General features: G+C 70.5%; 22 protein-coding genes. 15 read left to right on the top strand and 7 right to left on the bottom strand.

Annotated elements, in window-relative coordinates; translation table 11 throughout:
* Positions 1-21: 21 nt before the first annotated feature.
* Together HNQ09_RS06565 and HNQ09_RS06560 are read left to right on the top strand one after the other, a co-directional pair.
* A complete protein-coding gene (locus tag HNQ09_RS06565) occupies positions 22-1,530 on the top strand; it encodes a family 10 glycosylhydrolase (protein WP_184027039.1) in 1,509 nt (502 codons plus the stop codon).
* 41 nt (positions 1,531-1,571) lie between these two features.
* Positions 1,572-2,462: a BadF/BadG/BcrA/BcrD ATPase family protein gene (locus HNQ09_RS06560; RefSeq protein ID WP_184027036.1), complete on the top strand. Its 891-nt coding sequence runs from the start codon at positions 1,572-1,574 to the stop codon at positions 2,460-2,462.
* Between the two features lie 35 nt (positions 2,463-2,497).
* On the opposite strand, the gene HNQ09_RS06555 is transcribed toward HNQ09_RS06560, so the two are convergent.
* From HNQ09_RS06555 to HNQ09_RS06545, 3 genes are read right to left on the bottom strand one after another with little or no spacing between them, the layout of a single operon-like run.
* On the bottom strand, positions 2,498-3,088 hold the full coding sequence (locus HNQ09_RS06555; protein ID WP_184027033.1) for a hypothetical protein: 591 nt from the start codon (positions 3,086-3,088) through the stop codon (positions 2,498-2,500).
* The gene (locus HNQ09_RS06550; RefSeq protein ID WP_184027030.1) at positions 3,085-3,597 is read right to left on the bottom strand and encodes a GNAT family N-acetyltransferase; all 513 of its coding nucleotides are present in this window, start codon (positions 3,595-3,597) and stop codon (positions 3,085-3,087) included. The genes HNQ09_RS06555 and HNQ09_RS06550 overlap by 4 nt, the downstream gene beginning before the upstream one ends.
* A gap of 44 nt (positions 3,598-3,641) precedes the next feature.
* Positions 3,642-4,547, bottom strand: a complete 906-nt coding sequence (locus tag HNQ09_RS06545) for a C39 family peptidase (protein ID WP_184027027.1) — start codon at positions 4,545-4,547, stop codon at positions 3,642-3,644.
* Positions 4,548-4,745: 198 nt separating this feature from the next.
* Between HNQ09_RS06545 and HNQ09_RS06540 the strand changes: the two genes are divergently transcribed.
* The 12 genes from HNQ09_RS06540 (at position 4,746) to HNQ09_RS06485 (ending at position 13,420) form a co-directional block, all read left to right on the top strand.
* A complete protein-coding gene (locus HNQ09_RS06540) occupies positions 4,746-5,522 on the top strand; it encodes an SDR family oxidoreductase (protein ID WP_184027024.1) in 777 nt (258 codons plus the stop codon).
* Positions 5,523-5,546: 24 nt separating this feature from the next.
* Positions 5,547-5,996, top strand: coding sequence for a MaoC family dehydratase (locus HNQ09_RS06535; RefSeq protein ID WP_184027021.1), 450 nt, complete (start codon positions 5,547-5,549; stop codon positions 5,994-5,996).
* On the top strand, positions 5,993-6,439 hold the full coding sequence (locus HNQ09_RS06530; protein WP_184027018.1) for a hotdog fold thioesterase: 447 nt from the start codon (positions 5,993-5,995) through the stop codon (positions 6,437-6,439). The genes HNQ09_RS06535 and HNQ09_RS06530 overlap by 4 nt, the downstream gene beginning before the upstream one ends.
* Positions 6,436-7,524, top strand: a complete 1,089-nt coding sequence (locus HNQ09_RS06525) for an SMP-30/gluconolactonase/LRE family protein (RefSeq protein WP_184027016.1) — start codon at positions 6,436-6,438, stop codon at positions 7,522-7,524. The genes HNQ09_RS06530 and HNQ09_RS06525 overlap by 4 nt, the downstream gene beginning before the upstream one ends.
* Entirely contained in the window at positions 7,521-7,955 is a 435-nt protein-coding gene (locus tag HNQ09_RS06520) for a PaaI family thioesterase (RefSeq protein ID WP_184027014.1), read from the top strand. Before HNQ09_RS06525 ends, HNQ09_RS06520 begins: the two co-directional genes overlap by 4 nt.
* Entirely contained in the window at positions 7,952-8,287 is a 336-nt protein-coding gene (locus tag HNQ09_RS06515; protein ID WP_343057636.1) for a hypothetical protein, read from the top strand. The genes HNQ09_RS06520 and HNQ09_RS06515 overlap by 4 nt, the downstream gene beginning before the upstream one ends.
* Entirely contained in the window at positions 8,284-9,522 is a 1,239-nt protein-coding gene (locus HNQ09_RS06510; RefSeq protein ID WP_184027012.1) for an acyl-CoA dehydrogenase family protein, read from the top strand. The genes HNQ09_RS06515 and HNQ09_RS06510 overlap by 4 nt, the downstream gene beginning before the upstream one ends.
* A 147-nt stretch (positions 9,523-9,669) precedes the next feature.
* On the top strand, positions 9,670-10,224 hold the full coding sequence (locus HNQ09_RS06505) for a CbrC family protein (protein WP_184027010.1): 555 nt from the start codon (positions 9,670-9,672) through the stop codon (positions 10,222-10,224).
* Positions 10,225-10,237: 13 nt separating this feature from the next.
* Positions 10,238-11,041, top strand: a complete 804-nt coding sequence (locus HNQ09_RS06500) for an SDR family oxidoreductase (RefSeq protein WP_184027008.1) — start codon at positions 10,238-10,240, stop codon at positions 11,039-11,041.
* The gene (locus tag HNQ09_RS06495; RefSeq protein ID WP_184027006.1) at positions 11,038-12,132 is read left to right on the top strand and encodes a phosphotransferase family protein; all 1,095 of its coding nucleotides are present in this window, start codon (positions 11,038-11,040) and stop codon (positions 12,130-12,132) included. The genes HNQ09_RS06500 and HNQ09_RS06495 overlap by 4 nt, the downstream gene beginning before the upstream one ends.
* Before the next feature lie 66 nt (positions 12,133-12,198).
* Positions 12,199-12,696, top strand: a complete 498-nt coding sequence (locus tag HNQ09_RS06490; protein ID WP_184027003.1) for a DUF421 domain-containing protein — start codon at positions 12,199-12,201, stop codon at positions 12,694-12,696.
* Positions 12,697-12,715: 19 nt separating this feature from the next.
* A complete protein-coding gene (locus tag HNQ09_RS06485; protein ID WP_184027001.1) occupies positions 12,716-13,420 on the top strand; it encodes a histidine phosphatase family protein in 705 nt (234 codons plus the stop codon).
* Between the two features lie 42 nt (positions 13,421-13,462).
* Here HNQ09_RS06485 and HNQ09_RS06480 read toward each other — a convergent pair whose 3' ends face one another.
* The 3 genes from HNQ09_RS06480 to HNQ09_RS06470 all read right to left on the bottom strand — a co-directional run bounded on the left by HNQ09_RS06480 (position 13,463) and on the right by HNQ09_RS06470 (position 19,224).
* Positions 13,463-16,399 carry a GAF domain-containing protein gene (locus HNQ09_RS06480; RefSeq protein WP_184026999.1) on the bottom strand — a complete coding sequence of 979 codons (2,937 nt, stop codon included), beginning with the start codon at positions 16,397-16,399 and terminating at the stop codon, positions 13,463-13,465.
* Positions 16,400-16,517: 118 nt separating this feature from the next.
* Positions 16,518-18,080, bottom strand: a complete 1,563-nt coding sequence (locus tag HNQ09_RS06475) for a P-loop NTPase family protein (RefSeq protein WP_184026997.1) — start codon at positions 18,078-18,080, stop codon at positions 16,518-16,520.
* Between the two features lie 79 nt (positions 18,081-18,159).
* Entirely contained in the window at positions 18,160-19,224 is a 1,065-nt protein-coding gene (locus tag HNQ09_RS06470; RefSeq protein WP_184026995.1) for a glucose-1-phosphate thymidylyltransferase, read from the bottom strand.
* Positions 19,225-19,814: 590 nt separating this feature from the next.
* Here HNQ09_RS06470 and HNQ09_RS06465 point away from each other — a divergent pair.
* Entirely contained in the window at positions 19,815-21,626 is a 1,812-nt protein-coding gene (locus tag HNQ09_RS06465) for an NPCBM/NEW2 domain-containing protein (RefSeq protein WP_184026993.1), read from the top strand.
* 139 nt (positions 21,627-21,765) lie between these two features.
* Here HNQ09_RS06465 and HNQ09_RS06460 read toward each other — a convergent pair whose 3' ends face one another.
* A complete protein-coding gene (locus tag HNQ09_RS06460) occupies positions 21,766-24,252 on the bottom strand; it encodes an AAA family ATPase (RefSeq protein WP_184026991.1) in 2,487 nt (828 codons plus the stop codon).
* Positions 24,253-24,820: the final 568 nt, after the last annotated feature.

Here is a 24,820-nt window from a genome sequence, read left to right as displayed (position 1 = left end):
GCCTGACCCCAAGGAGCACCCATGACCCGGACCCTCAAGTTTGCCCCGCTGCTGCTGGCCCCCCTGATTCTCGCCGCGTGCGGGGGCGGCGGCCCGCGCGACACCACGCCCCGTGAGGTGCGCGGGCTGTGGGTGGACGCTTTCGGCCCCGGCCTGAAAACGCCCGCTGAAGTGGACCTGCTGGTCGCGGACGCGAGGAAGATGAACGTGAACGTCCTGTTCGCGCAGGTCGGGCGCCGGGGCGACTGCTACTGCAACAACGCCGCGATGCCGCGCACCAACGACCCCGCCGTGCCCGCCGGGTTTGATCCCCTCGCCGACCTGCTCACCAAGGCGCACGCGCAGGGCATCCAGGTTCACGCCTGGATCATCACGACCGCCCTGTGGAACAGCGCGGTGGTCGCGCCGCCGCCCGGCCACGCCTTCCACGCACACGGTCCCACGGCGACCGGGCGCGACAACTGGCTGACCCTCAAGGCCGACGGCACCGTGAAGGCGGGCGCCGACTGGGTGATGGACCCCGGGCATCCCGACGCCGCCGAGTACATCAAGAACATGTACGTCAGTGTCGTGAAGAACTACGACGTGGACGGCATCCAGTTCGACCGGGTGCGTTACCCCGACTTCAACCCGGTGGGCGGCCCGGTGCAGTGGGGCTACAACGAGACGGCGCTGGAACGCTACCGCGCCGAGTCGGGCACCTCGGGCACGCCCGACCCCGCCGACCCCGCGTGGAGCGCGTGGCGCCGCCAGCAGGTCACCAACCTGGTGCGCGAGACGGCGCTGGCGGTCAAGGCCGTGCGGCCTGACGTGAGCGTGAACGCCGCGACCATCACCTACGGGGCCGGGCCTGCGGACGAGGCCGCCTTCCGCACCTCGCGCCCCTACGCGGAGGTCGGGCAGGACTGGCTGACCTGGGTGGAACAGGGCTACCTCGACCTCAACGTGATGATGAACTACAAGCGCGATTTCGTGGCCGATCAGGCGCTGTGGTTCGGGCAATGGAACGCCTTTGCCGCCGGTCTGCTCAGGAAGTATCCCGACGTGGGACAGGTCAGCGGGGCGGCGATCTACCTCAACGATCAGGCCAGCAGCGTGAACCAGATTCGCCAGACGCAGGCGGCGGGCCTCAGCGGCTGGGCCGGGTACTCCTACCGCACGCCCGACCGCGACGTGAACGAGGCCAAGCGCACCAAGGAGGAGGTCATCCCCGAGCTGGCCGCGAAGCTCAGCGGCGAGGGTGGCCCCTTCGAGAAGCCTGCCCGCTGGGACCGCCCCGACCCCGCCAAATTGCGGGCGGTGGGTGGCCGCGTGACGGTGGCGAGTGGCCCGCTAGGCGGCCGGACCGCCGTGCTGCTGAATGCCCAGGGAAGCGAGGTCGCCCGCACCCAGACGGACGGCAACGGACGCTACGGCTTCCTGCGGGTGCCGGAGGGCGAGCTGCGGGTGAAGATCGGGGACGTGACGAGCGCCGCCTTGACCGCTCCGGCCCGCCGGGTCACCGCCGTGCCGGACCTCGCGCTGCCTTGACACCCAGGGCCGAACATCATGAACCGGACACCGTGTTGGACGTGACCGGGCCGCCCCTCGCCCTGGGGCTGGACGCGGGAGGCAGCGGCACCGGCTGGGCGCTGGTGGGGGGCGGGGCGGTGGTCGCGCGCGGGCAGGCCCGGCCGCTGACCGCCGCGCTGCTCGCCCGCGCGGAGGGGGAAGCGGCGCTGGCCCAGCTCACGCGGGCGCTTCCGGGCGTGCCGGACACCGTCCACGCCGGGGTGCCGGGCCTGCACTCCGGCTCGGCGGCGGCGGACACGGTGCGCGCGGCGCTGGCGCGGGCGCTGGGGGTCCCCCCCGGGCGCGTGACCGTTGAGGGGGACCTCGACCTCGCCTACCGGGCGCACCTCGCGCCGGGAGAGGGCATCTTGCTGTACGCGGGGACCGGGAGCATCGCCTACCACGTCTCGGGGGACGGCGGCGCGGTCGTCCGGGCGGGCGGGCGCGGCTACCGCCTGGGCGACGACGGCGGCGGCTTCAGCCTGGGCCGCGCGGCGCTGCGCTGGCTGACCGACACGCTCGACGCCGGAGAGGTGCCGTCCTCGCCGCTGGCCGCCGAGATCGCCGCCCTGACGGGCGGCCTCGACTGGCCGGCGCTGCGGGCCTTCGCCTACGGGGGGCCGGGCGCCGCCGCCATCGCCTCGCTCGCCCCGGCGGTGGGCCGCGCCGCCGACGCCGGGGACCCGGTCGCGCAGGCGCTGCTGGACGGGGCCGCCGCGTCCCTGGCCGACCTCGCCCGGCGGGTGCAGGCGCGGGTGGGGCCGCTGCCCGTCCGGGCCACCGGGGGCGCCCTGCGCGTCAGTCCACGGTTGCCTGCCGCCCTGGCCCGGCAGCTGCCCGGCGTGATCGTCGCCTGGATCGACCACGCGGAGGCGGCGGCGCGGATGGCGGCGGCGCATCAGCCTGGGTGAAGAAAAGCAGCTCTGGCCCAGCCGTCTTTACCCCCTCAGGCCCCCGGCCCAGCGCCGAGGTCGGTGACGGCCAGGTCGGTCGGCAGGGGGCAGGCGGTGACGGCGCCGTGCGGCGAGACGGCGAGGACCCGGCGTTCTGCGAGGGTCCACAGGGCGCGGTGGACCGGCATCTCGGCCTCGGGGCTGCCCGAGGGGGCCAGGCGGTCGAGCAGGCCGGTGTACCGCAGTTCGCCGGGTTGTCCACCCGCCCAGGGGGTGACTTCTGCCAGCAGCGTCAGCACCCGGCGCTGCTCGGCCGTCTCGCCCTGAGCGAGCAGCGCGGCCCGTGCCCGTGCCTGGGCGGCCCGCGCCTCGCGCTCGTGGCGGCGGCGGGCCAGCACGGCCGCCACGTCGTCCGGAACGGGGTCACCCGACCGGGTGTGGGCGCGCTCGATCAGCCGTTCGAGGTGCGAGTCGGCCTGGCTGCGGGCCGCGCCGCCGAATTCCTGGGCGCGGGTTCTCAGCCGTGCGGCGGTGTCCTGCACGCGGGGGTCCTGGCGCAGGGCCTCGGCGGCCCGCCGGGCGGCGTCGCCCACGCTGCCCGCTTCCCGGCGGGCGGCAGTGCGAATCAGGGTGCGGAGCTTCATGTCTGGGGGTACGGGTCTGGGGGAAGCCGGGTTCCCGATGGGGCCTCCGCCTCCAACTGCAACCCGTAGCAGAGGCTGTTTTCCATGCCGACGTAGTAGCCGTAATTGGGAATGCGGACAAAGCCCGCCGACCCGTACAGCCGCAGCGCCTCCGCCTGAAGGTCACCCGTCTCCAGCACCAGCCGGGCGTACCCCAGCGCCCGCCCCCGCTCGATCAGCGCCCCCAGAACCCGGCGCCCCAGGCCCTGGCCGCGCGCTTCCGGCACGGTATACATGCGCTTGATCTCCGCCGTGTCGTGGCTGAGGCATTTGAGCGCTCCGCACGCCAGCAGCGCTCCCCCTTCCTCGACCGCCACCAGCGCGCTGCCCTCGCCCGCCAGGGTGGCCGGGTCGAAGGGTTCGGTGCGCTCGTCGGTGTCGTTGTACAGGGCGCGCAACTCGCGCTGCTGGGCCTGCATCAGGCTGGCGACGCGCGGATCGTCGGGGGAGGCGTCCAGCAGGGTGGGCATGGGGGGACGCTACCACGCGGCCCCGCTCGCGGCGGGCGGCCGCCTTACCCGCCCAGCGCCGCGCGGGCCAGGTTGCGAAACCTCAGCAGTTCCTTGCTGGCCGGGTCGATTCGCAGCGCCTGCTGCGCGTACTTGAGTGTCTGGTCGTGGTCGCCCGACTGGGTCCAGGCCTCGAACGCTTCCTGGCGGTACAGGTAGTACAGCGTGGGCACGCCCAGCGAGGCGGCCCGCTCGAAGTTGGCGGCGGCCGCCCGGACATTGCCCAGCCGCAGGTTCGCCTTGCCCAGCGCCCACCAGTTGTACGGATCGTTCGGCCTGGCCTTCACGTTGCTCTCGCCCACCCGCCGCAGCGCCTGCCAGTTGGCCGCCGCGCTGAAGTTCTCGCCCAGGGCCGCGCGCACCTCGCTTTCCTTGCCCGGCGGGTAGGCCACCATGTATTCGCCGTTGTAGTAGTGCCAGAGGTCCATCAGCTCGGCCTCGCTCAGCCACAGGGCCGGGCCGCGCAGGGGGTCGGAAGTCAGGAAGCGGCCCCGGTCATAGCCGTACACCGTGCGGAAATGCGCCACCGGGCTGCCGGGTTGCAGCCGCTGCTGCACGATCACCGGCAGCCCGCGCGACACCAGGCCCCGCAGCAGCTGCGGCGTCCCCACGTAGCGAATCACGCTGCGCAGCCCGAAGCGCCCCAGGTACGCCGCCAGCTCCAGACTGGTGACCTGCGGGTCGCGCGGCGAATCTTTCAGCGCACTCGCCGCCTGCGCCTGCGTGATCCGGGTGCCGTGGTAGCCCGCGACCGTCAGCGCCGTGACCGGGCCGCAGTTGTCCCGGCCCTGAAGTTCGTGGCGGATGTTTTTCAAGGTCACGCTGGCAGGCTGGGCGTGGGCCGCCGGGGTGGGAGCGGTCCCCAGCAGGACCAGGGCGGACAAGGTGGGCAGAAAGTGGCGCCTGGACATGCCCCAGCGTGCCCACTGGCCGCGCTGCGCTGGGCCGAACTTGCATGAAGGCCCGTTGGGCAACCCTCCCTTGCGCCGGCGGCCGGTGCCGGATACGGGCGGGCACAATATCCGCTCACGTTCAGAATTGACGCGCACGTACATTTCTCCTTATGGTGGGGCGGACAAGCGTCACAACCCACCCCGGAGGCACCCCGCATGGCACTCAAGGAACTCTTCGACCTCACCGGCAAAGTCGCCCTGATCACCGGAGGCTCGCGCGGCCTCGGCCTGCAAATCGCCGAGGCGCTGGGCGAGTACGGGGCGACCGTCGTCCTGACCGCCCGCAAGCAAAACGAGCTGGACGATGCCAGGGCACACCTCACCGGGATGGGCATCACCGCGCACGTCTACCCGCACGACCTGTCGCAGTTCGAGACCATCGAGCCGCTGGTCGAGCGCATCCACGCGGAGGTCGGCCCCATCCACATCCTCGTGAACAACGCCGGGGCCACCTGGGGCGCGCCCGCTGAGGACCATCCCTTCGAAGCGTGGCAGAAGGTCATCAACCTCAACGTGAATGGCCTCTTTCTGCTCACCCAGGCAGTCGGGAAGCGCTGCATGATTCCGGCCAGGGCAGGCCGCATCATCAACGTCGCCTCGGTCGCCGGGCTGCGCGGCAACAGCCCCCGCATGGCGGGCACGCTCGCCTACAACACGTCCAAGGGTGCGGTCGTGAACCTTACCCGCACGCTGGCCGCCGAGTGGGCCAAGTACGGCATCACCGTCAACTCGATCTGCCCCGGGTACTTCCCCACCAAGATGACCAAGGGCACCCTCGCGTATGGCGAGGAGACCATCCTGGGCTACACGCCGCTGGGCCGACTCGGTAACGACGAGGACCTCAAGGGCCTCTCGCTGCTGCTCGCCTCGGACGCCTCGGCCTACATGACCGGGCAGAACATCGCGGTGGACGGCGGCATCACGGCGATCTGAGAGCTGTCCCCCAAAGGAGTCTCCATGCACCTCGACGACCTCCGCGCCCGCCTCGGCGGGGAACTCGCCCTCTCGGAGTGGGTGACCGTCTCGCCGGAGATGGTGGGGCAGTTTGCCGACGCGACGGGCGACCATCAGTTCATCCACGTGGACCCCGTGCGGGCCGCGCAGACGCCCTTTGGGGGGCCGGTCGCGCACGGTTTCCTGACCCTCTCGCTGCTGGCGGGGCACTTCATGACCGGCGGCGGCTTTCCCGCGCTGGAGGGCGTGCGGATGGTGGTGAACTACGGCCTGAACCGGGTGCGCTTCATTGCGCCCGTGCCGGTGGGCGGCCGCCTGCGCAACCGCGCCACATTGCTGAACGTGGAAGACGGCCCCGGTTACGCCCAGCTCACCGTCGCCAACACCATCGAGCTGGAGGGCAGTGAAAAGCCCGCCGCCACCGCCGAGACCGTGATGCGGGTGTACCTGTGACGGCGCTGGAGGGGCCGCAGGCGGTCGCCTTCGCGCAGAGCGTGCTGGATTCACAGCCCTTCAGCGTGCTCGTGGGGGCGCGGGTAGAGCACATGGCGCCGGATGGGGTGGTCGTGCGCGTGCCCTTCCGGGCGGAGCTGACCCAGCACCACGGCTTCGCGCACGGGGGCGTGCAGGCGGCGCTGGCCGACATCGCCCTCACCTTTATGGGGGCGGCGGCGCTTGGCCCCAGCGTGTTGACCTCGGAATTCAAGATCAACTTTTTGCGGCCCGGCGTGGGTGACGCGCTGGTCGCGCGGGGCAGTGTTATCAGCGCGACCCGGCGGCAGGCGGTGACCCGCTGCGACATCTTCGCCGTGCAGGGCGGGCAGGGAAAGCTGGTCGCCACCGCGCTGGGCACCATCGTCGTGGCGGACGTGGCCCCGGCGGGGGGTGGGGCGTGAGGCTCCGAACGCTCCTCGGCCTGACCCTCGGCGCGGGCCTGGGCTGGCTCCTGCTCGCGCCCACACGGGTGCGCCCGGTCGCCTGGGAGGGGCCGGGCCTGGCCCCCTCGCGGACGGGCGGGCCATACGCGGACAACGGGCGGCTGGACACGGCGGAACACTTCGCCCCGGTGCCCGGTCAGACCTCGCCGGAGTCGGTCGCGGTGGATGCCCAGGGACGCCTCTACAGCGGCTTCGGCAGCGGGGCCATCGTCCGCTTCGCGCCGGACGGCTCCCGGCCCGAGGTCGTGGCGAACACGGGCGGGCGGCCTCTGGGCCTGCGCTTTCACCCGGACGGCTCGCTGCTCGTCGCGGACGCGCTGCGCGGGCTGCTGCGGGTGCGGCTGGACGGGGGAGAGCCAGAGGTCCTCGCCACCGGGGCGGAGGGCGTCCCCTTCCGCTTCACCGACGACCTCGACGTGGACCGGGCCGGGCGCTTCGTCTACTTCACCGACGCGTCGAGCAAGTACCCCTGGCCGCATGAACTCCTCGACCTGCTGGAACACGGCGGGCACGGGCGGGTGCTGCGGCACGACCTGGAGACGGGCGACACCGCCGTCCTCGCACGCGGCCTGAACTTTCCCAACGGGGTCACGCTGGGGCCAGAGGAGGCGTATCTGGTCGTCACCGAGACGGGGGGACCCAGGGTGCACCGGCTGTGGCTGGTGGGTGAGCGGGCCGGAACGCTGGAGGTGTTCACCGACCACCTCCCCGGCTACCCCGACAACGTACGCTGGGACGGCGTGGACACCTTCTGGGTCGCCCTGCCCAGCCGCCGCTCGCCGCTGCTGGACGCCACCGCGCGTCAGCCCTGGCTGCGGCGGATGATTGCCCGGATTTCCGAACGAGTGAAGCTCCCGCTTCCCGAGGAATCCATGCTCGTCGCTCTGAATTTGGAGGGCCGCCCGGTCGCCTTCGCGCAGGGAAGCGGGCCGGGGAGTTACGGCTATATCACCCAGGTGTTGCCCCACGGCGAGCACCTGATCCTGAGTTCCCTGCACGGCGAGACGCTGGCCCGCGTGCCCGTCGCGCAGGTGCAGTCATGACGGCCCCGGACCTCACCGCCCTGCGCGAACGCCTGGAACGGGCCGCGCAGACGAGCGGCTTTACCTGCTTCATGGGCACCCGGCTGCGGCGGCTGGAGGCGGGCGTGGTGGAGATCGAACTGGAATTGCGCCCCGACCTGACCCAGCACCACGGCCACGCGCACGGGGCGGTCGTCGGTTACCTCGCGGACACGGTGAGCGCCTGGGCCGCTGCCTCGGTCGCCGGGGACGTGGTGACGGCCGAATACAAGCTCAACCTGCTGGCCCCGGCGCGGGGAGAAGTGCTGTGGGCACGCGGCGAGGTCCTGCGGGCCGGGGGCCGTCAGGTCGTCGTGCGGGCCGACGTGTACGCCCGCAGCGGGGGAGAGGACGACACCCACGTCGCGGCGGCGCTGGCGACCATCGCCCCGGTCGGGAGGGGAGCGCCGTGACCACCTACCTGCTGGAACGGGACGGCGTGCTCCTCGCGCGGCTGCCGCTCCTGCACACGGATTCGTTCGCCCTCCACTGCGACTTTCAGCCCACCGAAGCCTTCGCCCCCTACCGCGCCGTCTTCGACGAGGAAGCCCGCCTGACCGACGAGCTGGCCCACGACGCCGACCCTACCCTGATGACCCGCGCCGAGGCGCTGCTCGACGAGATTCTCGCGCTGGGCCTGACCGTCCGGCGCGAGGACGGCGGCCCCGCCCACGAAGTGCTGCTGGGCATCGAGGGCAATGCGGCCACCTTTCGTCCCCTGCATCTCCAGGAGGAACTGCCATGACCATGTTCGACGTTTCCCCGCGCACCACCGACCTGCACGCCCGCCTGACCGCCTTCATGGACGAGTACATCTATCCCAACGAGGCCGAGTTCCACCGCCAGGTGAACGAGGGCAACCGCTGGGAGCACGTCCAGCTCATCGAGGACCTCAAGCCGAGGGCGCGGGCCGAGGGCCTCTGGAACCTCTTCCTGCCGCCCGCCAGCGACCCCCGGGGCGAGTTCGGCCCCGGCCTGAGCAACCTCGAATACGCCCCGCTGTGCGAGGTGATGGGCCGGGTCTGGTGGGCGCCCGAAATCTTCAACTGCAACGCGCCCGACACCGGCAACATGGAGGTCCTGGCCCGCTACGGCACCCCCGAGCAGCAGGAGCAGTGGCTCGTGCCCCTCCTGAACGGCGAGATTCGCTCCGCGTTCTCCATGACTGAGCCGGAGGTCGCCTCCAGTGACGCGACGAACATCCAGGCCAGCATCACCCGCGACGGCGACGACTACGTCATCAACGCCCGTAAGTGGTGGACCAGCGGGGCGGGCGATCCCCGCTGCGCGGTCAGCATCTTCATGGGCAAGACCGATCCCAACGCCGAGCGCCACCTCCAGCAGTCCATGATTCTGGTGCCGATGGACGCGCCGGGCGTGACCACCGAGCGGATGCTGACCGTCTTCGGCTACGACGACGCCCCGCACGGCCACGCCGAGATGACCTTTCAGGACGTGCGCGTGCCTGCCTCCTCCATCCTGCTGGGCGAGGGCCGGGGCTTCGAGATCGCGCAGGGGCGCCTGGGGCCGGGCCGCATTCACCACTGCATGCGGCTGATCGGTCAGGCGGAGCGGGCGCTGGAGCTGATGGTGGAACGCAGCGGCCAGCGCGTCGCCTTCGGCAAGCCGCTCGCCGGGCACCAGCACGTGCGCGAGGCCATCGCCCACAGCCGCATGGAGATCGACCAGGCCCGGCTGCTGACCATGCAGGCCGCGCACATGATGGACACCGTGGGCAACAAGGCCGCGCGGGGCCAGATCGCGGCGATCAAGGTGGTCGCCCCCAACGTCGCCCTGCGGGTGATTGACCGCGCCATTCAGGTCTTCGGCGGCGCGGGCGTCAGCCAGGACACGCCGCTGCCCATGATGTATGCCCAGGCCCGCACCCTGCGCCTCGCCGACGGCCCCGACATCGTGCACACCGAGACGGTGGCGAAGGAGGAGCTGCGGGCGCATGGGGTGGACCTGCGGCGGCGGTAGGGTGAAGAGGCCACACTTGACCGTGCTGGGGCGGTGCGCTTCCCCTCTGATCCCTCCCCGCTATTTCCGTACAAATTTTGCCAGGGCGGCAGATCGGCTGTTCCGGGAGAAGGGCGAGCTTCTGCGCCGCCTGAGTAACGTGTAATCATGCCGCTTCAAGACGAGTCCGCTTCAGCCCTTCCCGCTTTCCCTTATTACGCTGACCCTCTGGCTGATGGCTGTTTCGAGCAGCGGCCTATTGCCTGCGAAGTTTGTGGTCAGGCACGCGAGTGGGCGTATGTCGGCGGGATGTATGTAGAGGACGACCCCGAAACTATCTGCCCCTGGTGCGTGGCCGATGGTCGCGCGGCTGCTAAGTTTGAAGGCACCTTTCAGGATGTGGACTTTTCGGAGACAGCCAGTGCGGAAAGCGTGACGGCTGTTCTCAACCGCACGCCACGCGTGATTCTCTGGAATCCCATTCACTGGCCGGACCACTGCGGCGAATGCTGTACCTACCTGGGAACCCTCACGCCCTCGGGGCAGCCAGAGATCACGTCTCACGAAAGCGTTCAGCAAGAAGCCGCTGTAATCGCACGGTCCATGTCCCGCACTTGGACCAATGAGGACGCGCTGGACTGCGCCGAGCAGGGCACCCTGACGCTCCACCTCTTCCAGTGCCGCACCTGTCAAACCTACCGTCTGTCCCCAGACGGAACTTGAAGGAGAACCCCGCATGAACCTCCAGAACAAGATCATCGTCGTCACCGGCGCCGCCTCCGGCATCGGCCTCGCGCTCGCCACCCGCTTCGTGCAGGAGGGGGCGACCGTCATCGCCTCCGACCTCAACGCGGACACCGGCGCGCAGAAAGCCGCCGAGATCGGTGCCCGCTTTGTGCCCGCGAATGTGGCGAAGGAAGAGGACCTCCAGGCCCTGATCGCGGACGTGCTGGGGCAGGAGGGCCGTATCGACCTCTTCTGCTCCAACGCCGGAATCGCCATCGGGGAGGGGCCGGAGACGCCCGACAAGCAGTGGGACCTGATCCACCGGGTCAACGTGATGAGCCACGTCTGGGCCGCCCGGCACCTCCTCCCGCACTACCTGGAGCGCGGCGAGGGGTATTTCCTGAACACGGCGTCGGCGGCGGGCCTGCTGACCGAACTGCACTCGGCCCCCTACGCGGTGACCAAGCACGCGGCGCTCGCCTTTGCCGAGTGGCTGGCGATCACCTACGCCGACCGGGGCGTCAAGGTGTCGGCCCTCTGCCCGGAAGGCGTCTGGACGCCGATGATCCAGAACGCGCCGATCCTCCAGCAGACGGCGATCACGACGGACGAACTCGTGGAGAAGACGCTGGAGGTGCTGCGGCAGGACGGCTTCCTGATCACCACCCACCCCACGACCCTCCAGTCCTTCCAGAAGAAGGCCGCCGACTACGACGGCTGGATCGGCGGGATGCGGCGCCTGCGGGAAAAGGCGATGGCGCTGCTGGCCGCGCACGGGGGCCGGGCTTTCGAAGCGGGAGAGCAGACCCGATGACCCGTCCCGACACCGCCTCCGTCCGTCCCGGCGAGGAGCTGCCGCTGGACACGCTCAAGGAGGCCCTGCGCGGAAGGGTCGAGGGGGACGTGGACGCGCTGGAGGTCGAGCAGTTCCCCGGCGGCTTTTCCAACCTGACTTATCTGTTACGGCTGGGCCAGGCGTCTGAGGGAGGGCAGGAATACGTGCTGCGCCGCGCTCCCCTCGGCCCGGTGGCGGCCAAGGCGCACGACATGCCGCGCGAGTACCGCCTGCTTTCGCGGGTGCATCCGGTGCTGCCCGTCGCCCCCGAACCCGTGCTGCTGGTCGAGGACGCCGCCGTGATCGGAACGCCCTTCTACCTGATGGAGCGGCGGCGCGGGGTGGTCGTGCGGACGAAGTTGCCGCCCGAATACGCCGCCCTTCCGGATGCCCCCCGGCAACTCTCGGAGGCGCTGGTGGACACCCTGGCCGACCTGCACGCGGTGGATATCGGCGCGGCGGGCCTGCGCGACCTCGGCAGGCCGGAGGGCTTCAACGCCCGGCAGGTCGAGGGCTGGGCCGGACGCTGGCGCCGTGCCCGCACGGATGACCTACCCCCGGTGGAGGAACTGCACGACGAGGACGTGATCGCCTGGCTGACCGCGAACACGCCCGCCGAATCCGCTCACACCCTGGTCCACAACGACTTCAAGCTCGACAACCTGATGCTCGACCCCGCCGACCCCTCGCGCGTGGTCGCCCTGCTCGACTGGGAGATGACCACCGTGGGCGATCCCCTCGCCGACCTGGGCCTGACCCTGACCTACTGGACGATGCCCCAGCAGCCGGGCGGCGCCGAGAACCGCGTCGGGGCGGCGGCGCCCGGCTTCCTGAGCCGCGAGGAATTTCTGGAGCGCTATGCCGCACGCAGCGGGCGCGACGTGGCGAATGTCGCCTGGTACGAGGTCCTGGGGCACTTCAAGCTCGCCGTGATCGTGCAGCAGATCTACGCCCGCTACCGCGCCGGGCAAACGAAAGACCCCCGCTTCGCGCCGCTGGGTCAGCAGGCCGCTTGGTTGATCGGGGAGGCGTGGCGGCGGATTCGGGAGGTCGGCGGTGGGGCGGCGTGAGCGGGAGGTGGGGGCATGACCCTTTCCTGAACGGCATTCCTGCTGCCCGAGGCCTACGCTGCCTGCATGGAACTGTTCTGGTCGGTGCTGACGGACATCCTGACGCCGCAGGGGGGCTGGTCGCTGCGGCTGATCGTGCGGATCGTCCTGAGTTCCCTGCTGCTGGGGTACGTGATCGTCCTCGCTCGGACTTTCGGCTCGCGGACCTTCGCGTCCTTTACCTCCTTCGACTTTCTGGTCAACATCGCGGCGGGGTCGCTGGTCGCCAGCGCCATTCTGGGCAATTCCATCGTCGAGTCGGCGCTGAGCCTGCTCGTGCTGGTGCTGGCGCAGTGGGGCATCTCGGCGTGGGGGGCGCGGTCGGAGGCGGTGCAGGAGACCTTCGACAATTCCCCGGTCGTGCTGGTCGAAAACGGGCAGGTGCGGGAAGGCGCGATGCGCCGCTCGCGGGTGGCCCGCACCACATTGGAAGGCAAGATGCGCGAGGCGGGCGTGACCGAGGTCTCCGGCGTGAAATTCGCCGTGCTGGAGTCGGGCGGCACCATCAGCGTGGTCAAGGCCTGAGCGAGTGCCGGGGGACCGCGTGAGCACCCTCATCCTCGTGCGGCACGGGCAGGCCACCCCCTTCGAGGCCGACACCGACCGCCTCTCTCCGCTGGGCGAGGTACAGGCCCGCGCGGTGGGCGACTATCTGGCCGAGTCTGGCCTGGACCCTACCGACGTGATCTCCGGCCCATTGGTTCGCCAGCGCGAGAGCGCCCGCCTCGCCTCGGAGGCGGCGGGAGGCGCCTGGCCCGACCCCGCCACCGACCCCCGGCTGGCCGAGTACGACGGGGACGGGTTGATTCGTACCCTCGCGCCGCTGCTGGCCGCCCACGACCCCGGCTTCGACGCCCGGCTGCGGGCGTGGGAGAAAGGGCAGCATGACCCGGACCGCAACCGCTACCTTCAGCGGATGCTTGAACCCCTGGCCGCCGCTTACCTGCGGGGCGAGGTGGCCCACGCGGACGTGGAACCCTGGACCGAGTTCCGCGCCCGCGTCCACGCCTTCTTGCGGGGGCTGCTGGCCGGGCCGTCCGGGCGCACCGTGGTGGCCTTTACCTCCGGCGGCGTGATCGGGGTGACCGTCGCGGCGGTCCTGCGTGCCCCCGACGAGTCGGCCCTCACCCTCAACTGGCGCGTCCGCAACGGCAGCCTGACGCGGCTGACCTACGGCGCGGGGCGGGCCAGCCTCGACTCCTTCAACGAGACCGCGCACCTCACCGAAGACCTCTCGTCCTGGCGATGACCCCGGCGCGGGGAGGCGGTACCGGGGGCGCCTGGCCGGAACCTACGCTCCGGGCAGGGTGAAGAAGAAGGAGGACCCCTGTCCCGGGGTGCTTTCCAGCCACAACCGGCCGCCGTGGCGCTCGACGATCTTTTTGCACACCGCCAGCCCGATGCCGGTGCCCTCGAAGGCCTCGCGGCCGTGCAGGCGCTGGAAGATCACGAAGATGCGCTCGAAGTACTGGGGTTCGATGCCGATGCCGTTGTCGGTGACCTGAAAACGCCATAGTCCGTCCCCGTCGCGCTCGGCCGTCACGCGGACCTGGGGCCGCACCCCCTCGCGGTGGTACTTCAGCCCGTTGGAAATCAGGTTTTGCAGCAGCTGGTCGAGCTGCTGCGCGTCGGCCTGCACCCGGGGCAACTCGCCGCGCGTGATCTGGGCGCCCAGCGCCTCCGCCGCGTCGTGCAGGCGCCGCGCAACTGCGTCGAACACGGCCGCGCTGTCCACCGGCAACAGGTCGCGCTGCTGGGTATGCACCCGCGAAAAGGCCAGCAGGTCGTCGACCAGCCGCTTCATGTGCTCGCCGCTGTCCACGATTTGGCGCAGATAGAGCCGCCCGCGTTCGTCGAGGTGCTGGCCGTAGCGGTGCTCGATGATGCCCGCGAAGCTGGTCACGGCCCGGATGGGGGCTTGCAGGTCGTGCGAGGCGATGTAGGCGAACTGCTCCAACTCGGCGTTGCTGCGCGCGAGTTCCACGTTGCTGTGCTCCAGTTCGCGGGTGCGCTGGGCCAGCAGCGCCACACTCTCGGCGCGCTCCAGCGCCAGCCCCAGGCTGCCCACCACGGTCTCCAGCACCACCTTGTCGGTGCGGGTCCAGACCCGGTTTTCGAACAGCACGGCGATAAAGACGCCGACGACCTCGCCGTGCCGCAGCACCGGCAGGGACGCGGCGGCGCTGACGTGCTGAACCATCTCCTCGGGGGTGTCGCTGCCCCGCGCGTAGCTGTCCTGATAGTAGGGGTGCCGGGTGGTCCAGGGCACGTCCACGCTGGGCGTCACGCCGACCAGCGGCCCCGCGTCGATAAAGGCTTGCAGCTCGGCGTTGCGGACCTCTCCGACCTGCACCCGGTTGCGCCAGCGCTCGCCCTCGCGCTCGTAGTACAGCGCGTAGCCGGGCGGCAGCAGCGAGAGCACCACCTCCTGCGCCCGCAGCACAAAGGCGCCCGGATCGCTCTGGGCGGCCAGGTCCTGGGTGAGGTGGGCAAAACCTTCCAGCGCGCGGGTGCGGGCTTCCAGCTCGGCGTTCTGGGTCTCCAGGCGGGCTGTCACGTCCGCCCGCTCCAGCGCGAGGCCCAGGCTGCGGCCCACCGCGCGGAAGACGGCCTTCTCGCGCTCGGTCCAGACCCGCGCGTCCTGGGTGCCCACCACGAACAGGCTGCGGGGCTTGTCCCCCACGAACAGCGGAAAAAAGGCGACCGCGCCGTAGCTGCCGGTGCTCCCGACGTGGTTGGCCTCCGCGTCCCAGCCGTCCACATACACCCCTTCCGGAGACAGCACCGCCTGCGCGAAGTCCGGCGCGTCTTGCGGCACGCCCGCCTCAATCTGGGCGGCGACCTCGGGCGCCACGTCGTCGGACCAGACCCTGGCCCGCCATAGCCCGGCTTCCAGTTCGTAGTAGGCCGCGCTGACGTGTTCCAGGTTGGCGCGCACCACCTGCGTCGCCCGCCGGGCCAGCGCCAGCACCTCGCTCTGGCTGCCCACGACCTCGCTGAACGCCACAAAGGCGTCGAGCGCCGCCGCGCGGTCTTCCAGCTCCTGGGTGGCCGCCGCGAGTTCGCGCGTGCGCGTCTCCACCCGGCGCTCCAGGTCGAGGTTGAGGTCGCGCAGGCGCTGCTCGGCTTGCTGGCGCCGCGTGAGTTCGTCCTGCGCGGTCTCGTACAGCCGGGCGTTTTCCAGGCTGATTGCCGCGAGCTGCGCGAGCTGCACCAGCACGCTCTCGTCTTCGGGGGTAAAGTCGCCGGTCAGGCGGTCACTCAGCTGAATCAGGCCGATGTTCTGCCCGTCTTGGCCCACCAGCGGCACCGCCAGCCAGCCGCGCAGGGGCAGGTGCTCGGCGGCGTGCTCGCCAAAGCCGCGCCAGGCGGGGTGCGCTTCCAGCTCGGCCTGGGTGAGCCGCAGGGGCCGGTTCATCCGGCAGACCAGCGCGTAGATCCCGCTGCCGCCAGGCTGCCCGGCGTGCTCCCGCCACGCGGCGTACTTGTCGCTCAGCGACACGGCGTTGATCGACTGCGCCCAGTCGTCACTGATGGTCGAACTGACCACCGCCTGATGCGCCCCGATCAGCGCGCGGGCCTGCTCGGTGATCACGGCCAGCGTGGCCTGCACCCCGCGCGCGGCGTGGATTTGCAAGGCGGCCTGCGCCAGCCCGCGCAGCTGCTCGGCGCCGCGTTCCTGGGCCGTGTGCGCGCAGACCCGGCCCAGGCCCAGGGCGCACTGGGCGGCCAGCGTTTGAAGAAAGCGCCTTTCCTCAGGCGTGAAGGTGCGCGGTTCCTCGAAGTCGAGGATCAGCACCCCCAGCGGCTGCCTGTCCAGGGACATCGGCACCACGGCGGTGGCGACGGCGCCTACGCCGCCGGTGCGGGTTTCCAGCTGGGGATAGGCCCGCACCAGGTCGCCCTCGTGCTCGAAAAACAGCGCCTCGCGCCGCTTCAGGGCGTCTCCGCCCGGCGTGCCGTCGCCGAGCGGGCCGTCTTGCCAGCGCGTCTGCGCCTGCTCGGTCTGGCCCTTGACTGCGGCCAGCCGCAGGTGCTGGCCCGTGTCGCCGACCAGCAGCACCGCCCCGGCATCCGCCTTCAGCGCTTCCAGCGCGGAATCCAGCACCACCCCAAACACCTCCCCGCGCGTGCGGGCGGCGGCCAGGGCTTCGGTCACGTTCTGGAGCTGTGCGCTCAGCGAGGAAGAAAAAAGCGGTGGGGTCGCCGCCGCGGGCTGGCTGGACATTCGGACAGGATACCCGCTGCGGGCCGCTCAGGCCGCCGCCCCGGGCCGGGAGAGCCACGAGGCGGCGCGGCGCTTCTTGGGGGCTTGTTGGGAAAACGGGACCGGAGGCGCCGGGATCTCAGCGGGCCGTCACCTCGCCCGGCTGGACGCCGGACTCGGCCAGGGGGCGCTGGCTGCCGGTCAGCCGCCGGGGGCCTCCGGAGGAGGGTCTCTCGCTCAGCACGGCGCCCAGCACCCGCACCCGCGCCAGCCCGGCGCTCTGAAGCGCCCGCTCGACCTCGTGCGCGCTGCTTGCACCCGCTTCCAGCACCAGCACCAGCCCCGCCGCGCCCGCGCCCCACAGCAGCGCGTCGGAACGGCGCAGCAGGGGCGGGGTGTCGATCAGGGTCAGGTCGTACCCGGCGCTGAGGCGCTCGACCGTGGCGCGGGCATGGGTGGGATCGCCGCCGCCCAGGGGCAGCAGGTCCACACCCTCGGCCACCCGGCGGGTGGGCACGCTGCCCGCCTGCTCGAAGCTGCCCGCCCCGGCGCCCGGCAGCGGCGCTTCCTGTGGACCCCCCTGCCCCTGAGTGCGCGGCGCCTGGCTGTCCACGATCAGCACGCGCTGGCCCGCCCTCGCCAGGCTGGCGGCCAGCGCCGTCACGACGTTGCCGCTGCCCGCCGGGTCCTGTACCCCCGCGACCACGAGGCGGCGCGGCCCCTCTTCCGGCAACTGCGAGAGCACGTTGACGCGCAAGAATCCCACGCTGTCGGGCAGCGCGCTCCCCTGCAAGACCCCGGCCCCCAGCGGCGGCAGCTGCCCCAGCAGCGGGAGACCCAGGTCGCGCAGGCCACGCTCGTCGTAGACCCGGCGGCGCCAGGCCTCGAACAGCAGCACGGCGGCTGAGGCCGCGAACAGGGTCAGCAGGGCGGCCAGCGCGGCACGCCGCAGCGGACTGGCCCCCGAAGCCTGGTCCGGTTCGGGCGCGCGGGCGACCACGTTCAGGGTGGCGATCGCCGCCGGGGCCAGCACCTCCGCCCGCGCAAGCTGGCCCAGCAGCCGGGCCTGGGTGGCCTGGAAGGTGTCCCAGCGCAGGTCGCTGGCCTCCAGATCCGGCTCGTTGCGGCCCAGCGCCGTGAGTTGGCGCGCCAGGCTGGTGCGGGCCAGCGCGATGCGCTCCTGGGCGCGCTGCTGGTCCCAGGCCTGCAAGGCGTCCACGCTGGCGTTCACCAGCACCTGGGCGGCGGCGGGCGTCCCCGCGCTGCCCCAGACCTCGTACAGGTTCGAGCGGCTGCCCTGCGGGGTGACCGTGACCAGCTCGAAGACCGTGTTGTCGCGCTGCGCCCGGACCGCCTGCGCCAGCGCCTGGGCCTGGCTGGGGGCCAGCCCCGACGCCAGGACCCGCCCCGCGATGCCCTCGATCACGCTCTCGTCACGCAGGGCTTCTTGCAAGACGCCCGGTTCCAGCGGGGGCGCCGCGAACAGGCCCTCGGTCACCAGGCTGTCGTCGCCGTTGTCGACGGCGACCACGCTGCTCATGGTCTGGTACACCGGGGCCTGCCGCGCCGCCAGCACGTAGGTCAGGGCGCCCGCCAGCAGGGCGGCCGAGAGCAGCGGCAGGGCGTGCCGCCGCAGGGGCTGCGTGAGGCGCGGAACGTCAACCTCGTCGGTCTGGGGTCTGGGCAGAGGGGTCTGGAGCATGAAGGCACCTTTTGAACGTCTGGGGGAATAAGGAGGCTTGGGGGAAGGCTGGGCAGCAGGCAGGCTCGGGCGGGGAGCCTCAGCAGCCGAATTCCAGCAGGCTGGTGTCGGAGAGGACCAGGCGGTGGACCCGGGGCAACTCGCCGTGGCCGATCACCCGGGCGTGCAGGCCGATCAGACATTCCTGAAGCCGCACGCTCATGTCGCGGATCTCGGCGCCCTCGTCGATCACGCTGTATTCGACCTCGGCGTTCTCGATCACGCTGCCGCGCCCCACAGACGTGAAGGGGCCGATGTAGGCGTTGTCGATCCTGGCTCCGCTGGCGATGGTCACCGGTCCCATAATCACGCTGTTCCGGACCACGGCGCCGGGTTCCACCACGACCCGGCCCGTCAGCCTTGAGCCGCTGACCTCCCCCAGCACGCCGGGCCGCAGGCCTTCGAGGACCAGCCGGTTGGCTTCGATCAGGTCCAGCGGCCGCCCGGTGTCCTTCCACCAGCCGCGCACGCGCTGACCCGCTACCCGGCCTCCCTGCTCGATCAGGCGCTGGATCGCGTCGGTGATCTCGTACTCTCCGCGCGCGCTGGGAGACAGCGTCTCCAGAATGCCGAACACGCTCGCCCGGAAGCAGTACACCCCCGCCACCGCCAGATTGGAGAGCGGCAGCGCCGGCTTTTCCACCAGCCGCGTGATCTGCCCGCGTCCGTCCACCACCGCCACCCCGAAGGCGCGGGCGTCGGGCACCTCGACAAGCGCCACGGCGGCGTCGGCCTGCTGCTCCTCGAAGGCGCGGCGGAAATCCAGCACGCCGTGCTCGAAGAGGTTGTCGCCCAGATACACGCAAAAATCGCTCTCGCCCACGAAGTCGCGCGCCACCATCACGGCGTGCCCCAGCCCCAGCATTTCGGGCTGCTCGATGAACTCGATGCACACCCCTTCTAGGCCCAGCACCGCCGCCTGAATGGCCTCACGCGTCATCGGCGACACCACGATGCCGATCTCACGGATGCCGGCGTCGGCCAGGTTCTGGACGGCGTGGCAGATGATCGGGCGGTTGCCCACCGGCAGCACGGGCTTGGGGCGGGCGTAGGTCAGCGGACGCAGCCGTGTGCCGAACCCCGCCGCCGGGATGACCGCCTTCACAGCGCCCCGGTCCGGCTGAACCGGGAGCCGCGCGCGGCAGGCGGAAAGGAGAGAACGGATACGGGCATAGGCGGGCCACCTTTCGATGAGATCAGGCCGCAAGGGCCGGGAGCGGAACTTCAGAACCTCCCGGGCAGGGGAGGCGCGGGCCTTGTTTGAGACGAGTATGTGGAGCCGGGCGTTACAACATCGCCAACACCGGCCGGCGGCTTGTGTCCCGCCCTGGCGCCCCAAATCATGGCCTGGGTCACCAAGAAAGAGGCACGTTCAAATGTTCCTTATGAAACAAATTCCCACAGCCTGACTCAGAAATTAAGACTTTTTAACAGAAACTTATAATTTAGTCCGGTTACCTTAACCGAGTGCAGAAATTTTCAGGCGGTCAGATGGCAGTGATGAGTTAGCTCCTCATCTCCTTGCGGTAGAGCTGCCCCTTCCAAAGCTCAGCCCCCATCCCCACGAGATCGGTGCGGCGCGCCCGCACGGACAACGTCGCCCTGTCTGACGGCTGGGCCTCACCGCTCTCGTGGCCTGCCGCCTCCACTCTCCGCCCCTCCGCCGACCTCAAGTCCCCCCGCCTCAGGAGATCCATGACCCAGCAACCTCTTTCCCCTCTCCGTCTTCCCCTTGCTCCTCTCGGCCTCCTGGCACTGACCCTCGCGCTCTCGGCCTGCGGCGGCGGCCCAGCCTCCAAGGCGCCCGCCCAGGCGGCGGCGCAGCCGCCAGTCGATTTCGTGTACGACGGCAAGGACCACAGCTGGAGCAGCGACGGCCGTCAGGGGGGCATCAAGGCCCAGGCGATCAACTCCGGCGACAACACCCTGAGTTATGAGGGCTGGACCGCCGCGACCAATGCCTGGGGTCCCATCGAGGTCAACCGCAGCAACGGCGAGAAGAACGCCGGGGACGGCCGCACCCTCAGCATCGGCGGGCAGACCTTCGCCAACGGCTTCGGCGTTCATGCGGGGTCGAGCATGACCTTCCAGATCGGCGGCCAGTGCACGAGCTTCACGGCGACCGTGGGCATGGACGACGAAGTCGGGGACCGAGGCAGCGTCGTCTTTCAGGTGTACGCCGACGGCGTCAAGCTGTACGACAGCGGTGTGGTGCGCGGCTCGGACAGCGGCCGGGCAGTCAACGTGAACGTGGCAGGCAAAAACGAGCTGAAGCTGGTCGTGACGGACGCGGGCGACGGCCTGAACTACGACCACGCCGACTGGGCCAACGCGATGCTGCGCAGTTGCGGCGGGACGGCCTCCATCGCCCCCGCACCTCCCGTCAGCGGCAACGTGCAGTACAGCGGCAAGCTGATCATCACCAAGGGCGGCACCTACTCGGGCAACTGGGAGAGCCAGGACACGGGCGCGGCGGTCAGCATCCGGACCAGCGAGCCGGTGATCATCGAGAATTCCAACATCCGTGGCCGGGGCCACCTGATCCACGGGTTCCGCAACCGCGTGACCATCCGCAACACCCGGGGCTACGCCCTGAACCCCAACGTGGCGGGCCGCACGCACGGGTACGCGGTGGCGGCTGAAGAACTGATGAGCCTGCGGATCGAGAACAGTTATTTCGAGAATACCGGCGGCATCTACATCCGGGAATTCTGGGGCGACCCCAACCGCGGCGACACCATCAAGATCCTGCGCAACCAGATTCGCAACGTCAACGGCACCAAGAGTGACGGCAACGGGGGCTACCAGAACGCCTCGCACATCGTGCAGGCCCTCCACATGAACGCCGTGCGCCGGGTGCCGAACGTCGAGGTCGCCTGGAATGAGATCATCAACGAGCCGGGCAAGAGCGCCACGGAAGAGAACATCAATATCCTCGCGAGCAGCGGCACGCCCAACAGCCCGATGCTGATTCACGACAACTATATCCAGGGCGCCTACCCGGTCAGCCCGGCGACCACCACCAACTACGCGGGCGGCGGGATCCTGCTGGGCGACGGCAAGGTCAGCGATCCTCTGGACTCCGGCTACACCCGGGTCTACAACAACCAGATCGTGGGCACGACCAACCACGGCCTGGCCATTGCAGGCGGCGTCAGCCACCAGATGTACAACAACCGCGTGGTGGGCAGCGGCCGCCTGCCCGACGGTACCCGTCTGCCCGCCGCCAACGTGGGCCTGTACGTCTGGGACCCCTACGGCGCGGGCAAGCTGACCCCTCCCACCTTCGCCAACAACGTGATGCGCGACAACGTGGTCGGGTGGACCCGGGTCGGCTCGGACGGCCGCACCTCCAACAACCCCATGTGGTTTCCCAACTGCGGCCTGAACAACACCGTCTGCACGGGCAACCAGGATCTGGGCACCGTGACGCTCGACATGGAGCGTCAGGAATTCACCCGCTGGCAGAGCAAGCTGTCGTCGGCCGGGATCAAGGTCGGTCCCTGAGTCAGGACCCTCCCCTCACCAGCTGACCGCAAGCGGGCGCACCGATGAAGGTGCGCCCGCTTCACTTGCCTGGCTGGGACAGGGGAGAAGGCGGCTCCTCCAGGAGGGCAGGGCATCGAGCGGCCCCGCCCCTCAGCGCTCAGCGCAGCGTGGGGGCTGGCGTCTCGGCGCGCATCTCCCTGGAGGGGGGGGCGCTGGGAGGCACCTGCGTCTCTCCACGTTGCCCACCGGAAACGCCAGACACCAGCGGGAGGAGGTCGCGGCCCTGCCAGCTCAGGGCACCCAGGGTCAGCGCCACGTCGAGGGCGCGCACGCTCAGCTCCAGCGTGGGCGCGCTTCCAGCGCGGCAGGTCAGGGTCACCCGGTGCTCCATCCAGTGGCCCTCGGTGGCGCCTGCATGCACGGTATGGCGCACGCCGTCTTCCAGATAGTCGGGGGTGGGGGCGCGGGTCAGCACGTGGGCCAGCGGAGTGTCCACCAGCCGCAGCCGCAGCGGGAAAGGCAGGCGGGGCGGTCCCAGTTCCTCGCCGCCGCTGAAGACGTCGAGACGCCAGACCAGCCGCAGCTCGGCCGTTACCTCCGCTCCCTCCTGAGCGCCCGGCCCGGCGCCGACAACCGGCAACGGCAGATGCAGGCGCAAGGTCTGGGGATGCCCGTATTGCCCGATGCTGGAGATGTCGAGCCAGCCCCGGTCGTCTTGCGTCACCAGGTAACCCTGGCAGGCCAGGGGGGGCTGCGGCGGTACCGGCAGGCGCCGGGGTTCAGCCACCAGCTGCGGCCGGGCCAGTCCGGCGTCCGCCGCGTCGCCGCTGCCCCCGGGCAGCTGTTGGCGGTGCAGCCCCGCCCGGTAGAGCCGCTGGAGCCGCTCGGCCTCGTCGGTCAGGCCGGCGCGCCGCGCGTAGTGGGCGGCCAGACCCGGCGCGGTCTCGCCCAGCACGGCCGCCAGGCGCCGCCGCACATCCTGGCGGACCAGCTGGGGCGAGCGGCTGGCCAGCGCGATGCGCAGGCCCTCGCTGGCAAAGGCGTACAGCGTCTCGGGGCGGTCGGGGTCCGGAAGGGTCCGGAGGTCGGGCAGCGAGAGCGCTCCGCCCGGCTCCACCTCGCGCAGAATCTGTCTGTCCAGCGCCGTGTAAAGCAGCGTGTCGGCGGAGTCGGCCAGGGCCTCGCCCAGCGCGGCCCCCGCGACCTGCCCGTCGAAGGGACCGTAGATGGCGCTCAGGCGGCCCATCGCCTCCATCAGGGCGGGCGGCCACTGGTCGATCTCGGCGTGATAGATGTCGCGCACCGCCTGGGGAAAATGGGTGCCGCCCCCCTGAGGGCCGCCCTGCTGCTCGTCGAGCAGGCTGAGCAGGTGCAGCGGGTTGCCCTCGCTGCGTTGCAGCAGCCGCGCCGCGTCGCTGTGCCGCCCCGAGGCCGCCTCCGACGGAAAGCGGGCTTCGAGCACCTGCTGCACGCTGGCCTGGGTCAGCGGCGGAACCTCCAGCTCGGCGTACATGCCCGGCGCGCGGCCCCGCAGCGCCCGGGTCAGCGGCGCCTGGGCCGGGCGCTGACGGCTCAGCAGCAAAAAGAGCCGGGGGCCGTCTGCCGGAACCTCCAGCAGGTAGCTGATCAGGGGCGCGAGGTCAGCCGGGGCGGCGTGCGCCTGATCGAACACCAGCAGGGCCGGGCGGCTGAGTTTGCCCAGCGCCACCGCCACCTTGACCAGGTCCTCTTCGAGGCTGGTGGGGGCCAGCAGCATCCGCCGCAGGGCCTCGCTGCATTCGGGGTCGCAGTGACCGATCAACCCCTGGGCCAGCGAGGCGAGGACCAAGCGTCCCGAACGCATGCTGGGCACGCGCAGGGTCAGGCCCGAATGCTGATCCGCCAGCCGGTCGGCCAGGTAGCTCTTGCCCACGCCGGGGGGACCGTGCATCACCACGACCTGCGGCGCCCCGGATTTCTGAAGCAGGTCCCGCAGAATCTCTTCCTCGGGGCCGCGCCCGAAGTGCAGCTCGCGCGCCCGAAGCTCGGCCGCTGCCGGGAAGACGGGCACGGCCGCCGGCGCCGCAGCAGCGGCGGGGGCAGGAACGGCAGCGGACAAAACCGGCGCGTCCCCCAGTTCGTAACCCAGGGTGTCCGCCCGCGCGGCGATCAGGCGCATGGCCCAGGTCTGCTGGCGCTGCGCGTACTGCCAGTACATGCGGCTCAGGCCGTCCTCGATCTGCTGGCTGATCACCCAGCGCTGCTGGTCTACCCATTCCTGAAAAGTCGAGCTGCCCAAGTCTTCCAGGCCGCTGAGCGGAAACCCGCGCAGCATGGCGAGCCACTCGGCCAGCTGGGCCTGGTTCAGGTCCTGCCCCAGCCTTGAATGCCACAGCTCGAAATCGTTGGTGACGTTTTCCAGATACAGCAGCTGGCGGCTGGCGGGAAAGAGGTTGAGGCCCGCCGTGCGGATGCGGGCCAGCTCGACGCGCAGGTTCTTGCGGGCCTCGGCGGTCGTCCAGAGCAGGTCGGCCAGCCGCTCACGGTGCTGGGGCAACTTCTCGATGGCGAGGTAGGAGATCAGCGCGACGGCCTTGGCAGAGACCGGGACAGGTTGCTGGTTGCGGCTGATGTGCGCGTGTCCCAGAAGGTGGATGGTCAACACTTTATGACCTCCGTCCGAATTTGCCCTGCGGCCATTTCGCTGCACTTGCACCTGAAGATGGCCTGGCGGGCGGGCTGGCGGACGAGCTGAACATTGGACAGTCCGCAACGTGGCGGGAAGGCTCGCGGGAGAAGGCGGCTGCGGGAAAATTTGAAACCGCGACGGCGGGGCCGTGATCGGAAAGCTGTCACAGTGGGCAGGCAATCGTCGGATACCCCACCACCTTACTTCATTCTCATGCGCTGACCTTGGAACGGAGCTTCCTTTTAAGCCTGTATTAACCTTCATGAATCGGTCAGCTGACGCGCCCCCTCCCCAACCCGGCCTACCTTGCCCGCCGGAATCCTGATCGACCATGTGTGACAGCTAAGCCAAAGCGAGTGCTGTCCGACGGGTTCTCCTGTCGAGTCCAGCGCGAGGTTAAAGAGGATCTAAAGTCCGCCGCCTGCCCGGGTGCTCTCTAGCAGTATGTGTGTCTTGTGAGCAAGCTGACGCTGGCCTTCGTTTTTTAGGTCTGCCCCTCGCTGGAGCGGTAAGGCTGTGAAAGACTTTACAGACAGTCCGCCAG

This window comes from Deinococcus budaensis (assembly GCF_014201885.1).
Classification (GTDB): domain Bacteria; phylum Deinococcota; class Deinococci; order Deinococcales; family Deinococcaceae; genus Deinococcus; species Deinococcus budaensis.
This window is presented reverse-complemented; position numbering and strand designations above follow the sequence as displayed.

Bases quoted from the DNA above. Each gene is read 5' to 3' on its own strand.
- HNQ09_RS06565 (WP_184027039.1), top strand. From the start codon at position 22: ATGACCCGGACCCTCAAGTTTGCCCCGCTGCTGCTGGCCCCCCTGATT.
- HNQ09_RS06555 (WP_184027033.1), bottom strand. From the start codon at position 3,088: ATGAAGCTCCGCACCCTGATTCGCACTGCCGCCCGCCGGGAAGCGGGC.
- HNQ09_RS06550 (WP_184027030.1), bottom strand. From the start codon at position 3,597: ATGCCCACCCTGCTGGACGCCTCCCCCGACGATCCGCGCGTCGCCAGC.
- HNQ09_RS06545 (WP_184027027.1), bottom strand. From the start codon at position 4,547: ATGTCCAGGCGCCACTTTCTGCCCACCTTGTCCGCCCTGGTCCTGCTG.
- HNQ09_RS06540 (WP_184027024.1), top strand. From the start codon at position 4,746: ATGGCACTCAAGGAACTCTTCGACCTCACCGGCAAAGTCGCCCTGATC.
- HNQ09_RS06535 (WP_184027021.1), top strand. From the start codon at position 5,547: ATGCACCTCGACGACCTCCGCGCCCGCCTCGGCGGGGAACTCGCCCTC.
- HNQ09_RS06520 (WP_184027014.1), top strand. From the start codon at position 7,521: ATGACGGCCCCGGACCTCACCGCCCTGCGCGAACGCCTGGAACGGGCC.
- HNQ09_RS06510 (WP_184027012.1), top strand. From the start codon at position 8,284: ATGACCATGTTCGACGTTTCCCCGCGCACCACCGACCTGCACGCCCGC.
- HNQ09_RS06505 (WP_184027010.1), top strand. From the start codon at position 9,670: ATGCCGCTTCAAGACGAGTCCGCTTCAGCCCTTCCCGCTTTCCCTTAT.
- HNQ09_RS06500 (WP_184027008.1), top strand. From the start codon at position 10,238: ATGAACCTCCAGAACAAGATCATCGTCGTCACCGGCGCCGCCTCCGGC.
- HNQ09_RS06495 (WP_184027006.1), top strand. From the start codon at position 11,038: ATGACCCGTCCCGACACCGCCTCCGTCCGTCCCGGCGAGGAGCTGCCG.
- HNQ09_RS06490 (WP_184027003.1), top strand. From the start codon at position 12,199: ATGGAACTGTTCTGGTCGGTGCTGACGGACATCCTGACGCCGCAGGGG.
- HNQ09_RS06480 (WP_184026999.1), bottom strand. From the start codon at position 16,399: ATGTCCAGCCAGCCCGCGGCGGCGACCCCACCGCTTTTTTCTTCCTCG.
- HNQ09_RS06475 (WP_184026997.1), bottom strand. From the start codon at position 18,080: ATGCTCCAGACCCCTCTGCCCAGACCCCAGACCGACGAGGTTGACGTT.
- HNQ09_RS06465 (WP_184026993.1), top strand. From the start codon at position 19,815: ATGACCCAGCAACCTCTTTCCCCTCTCCGTCTTCCCCTTGCTCCTCTC.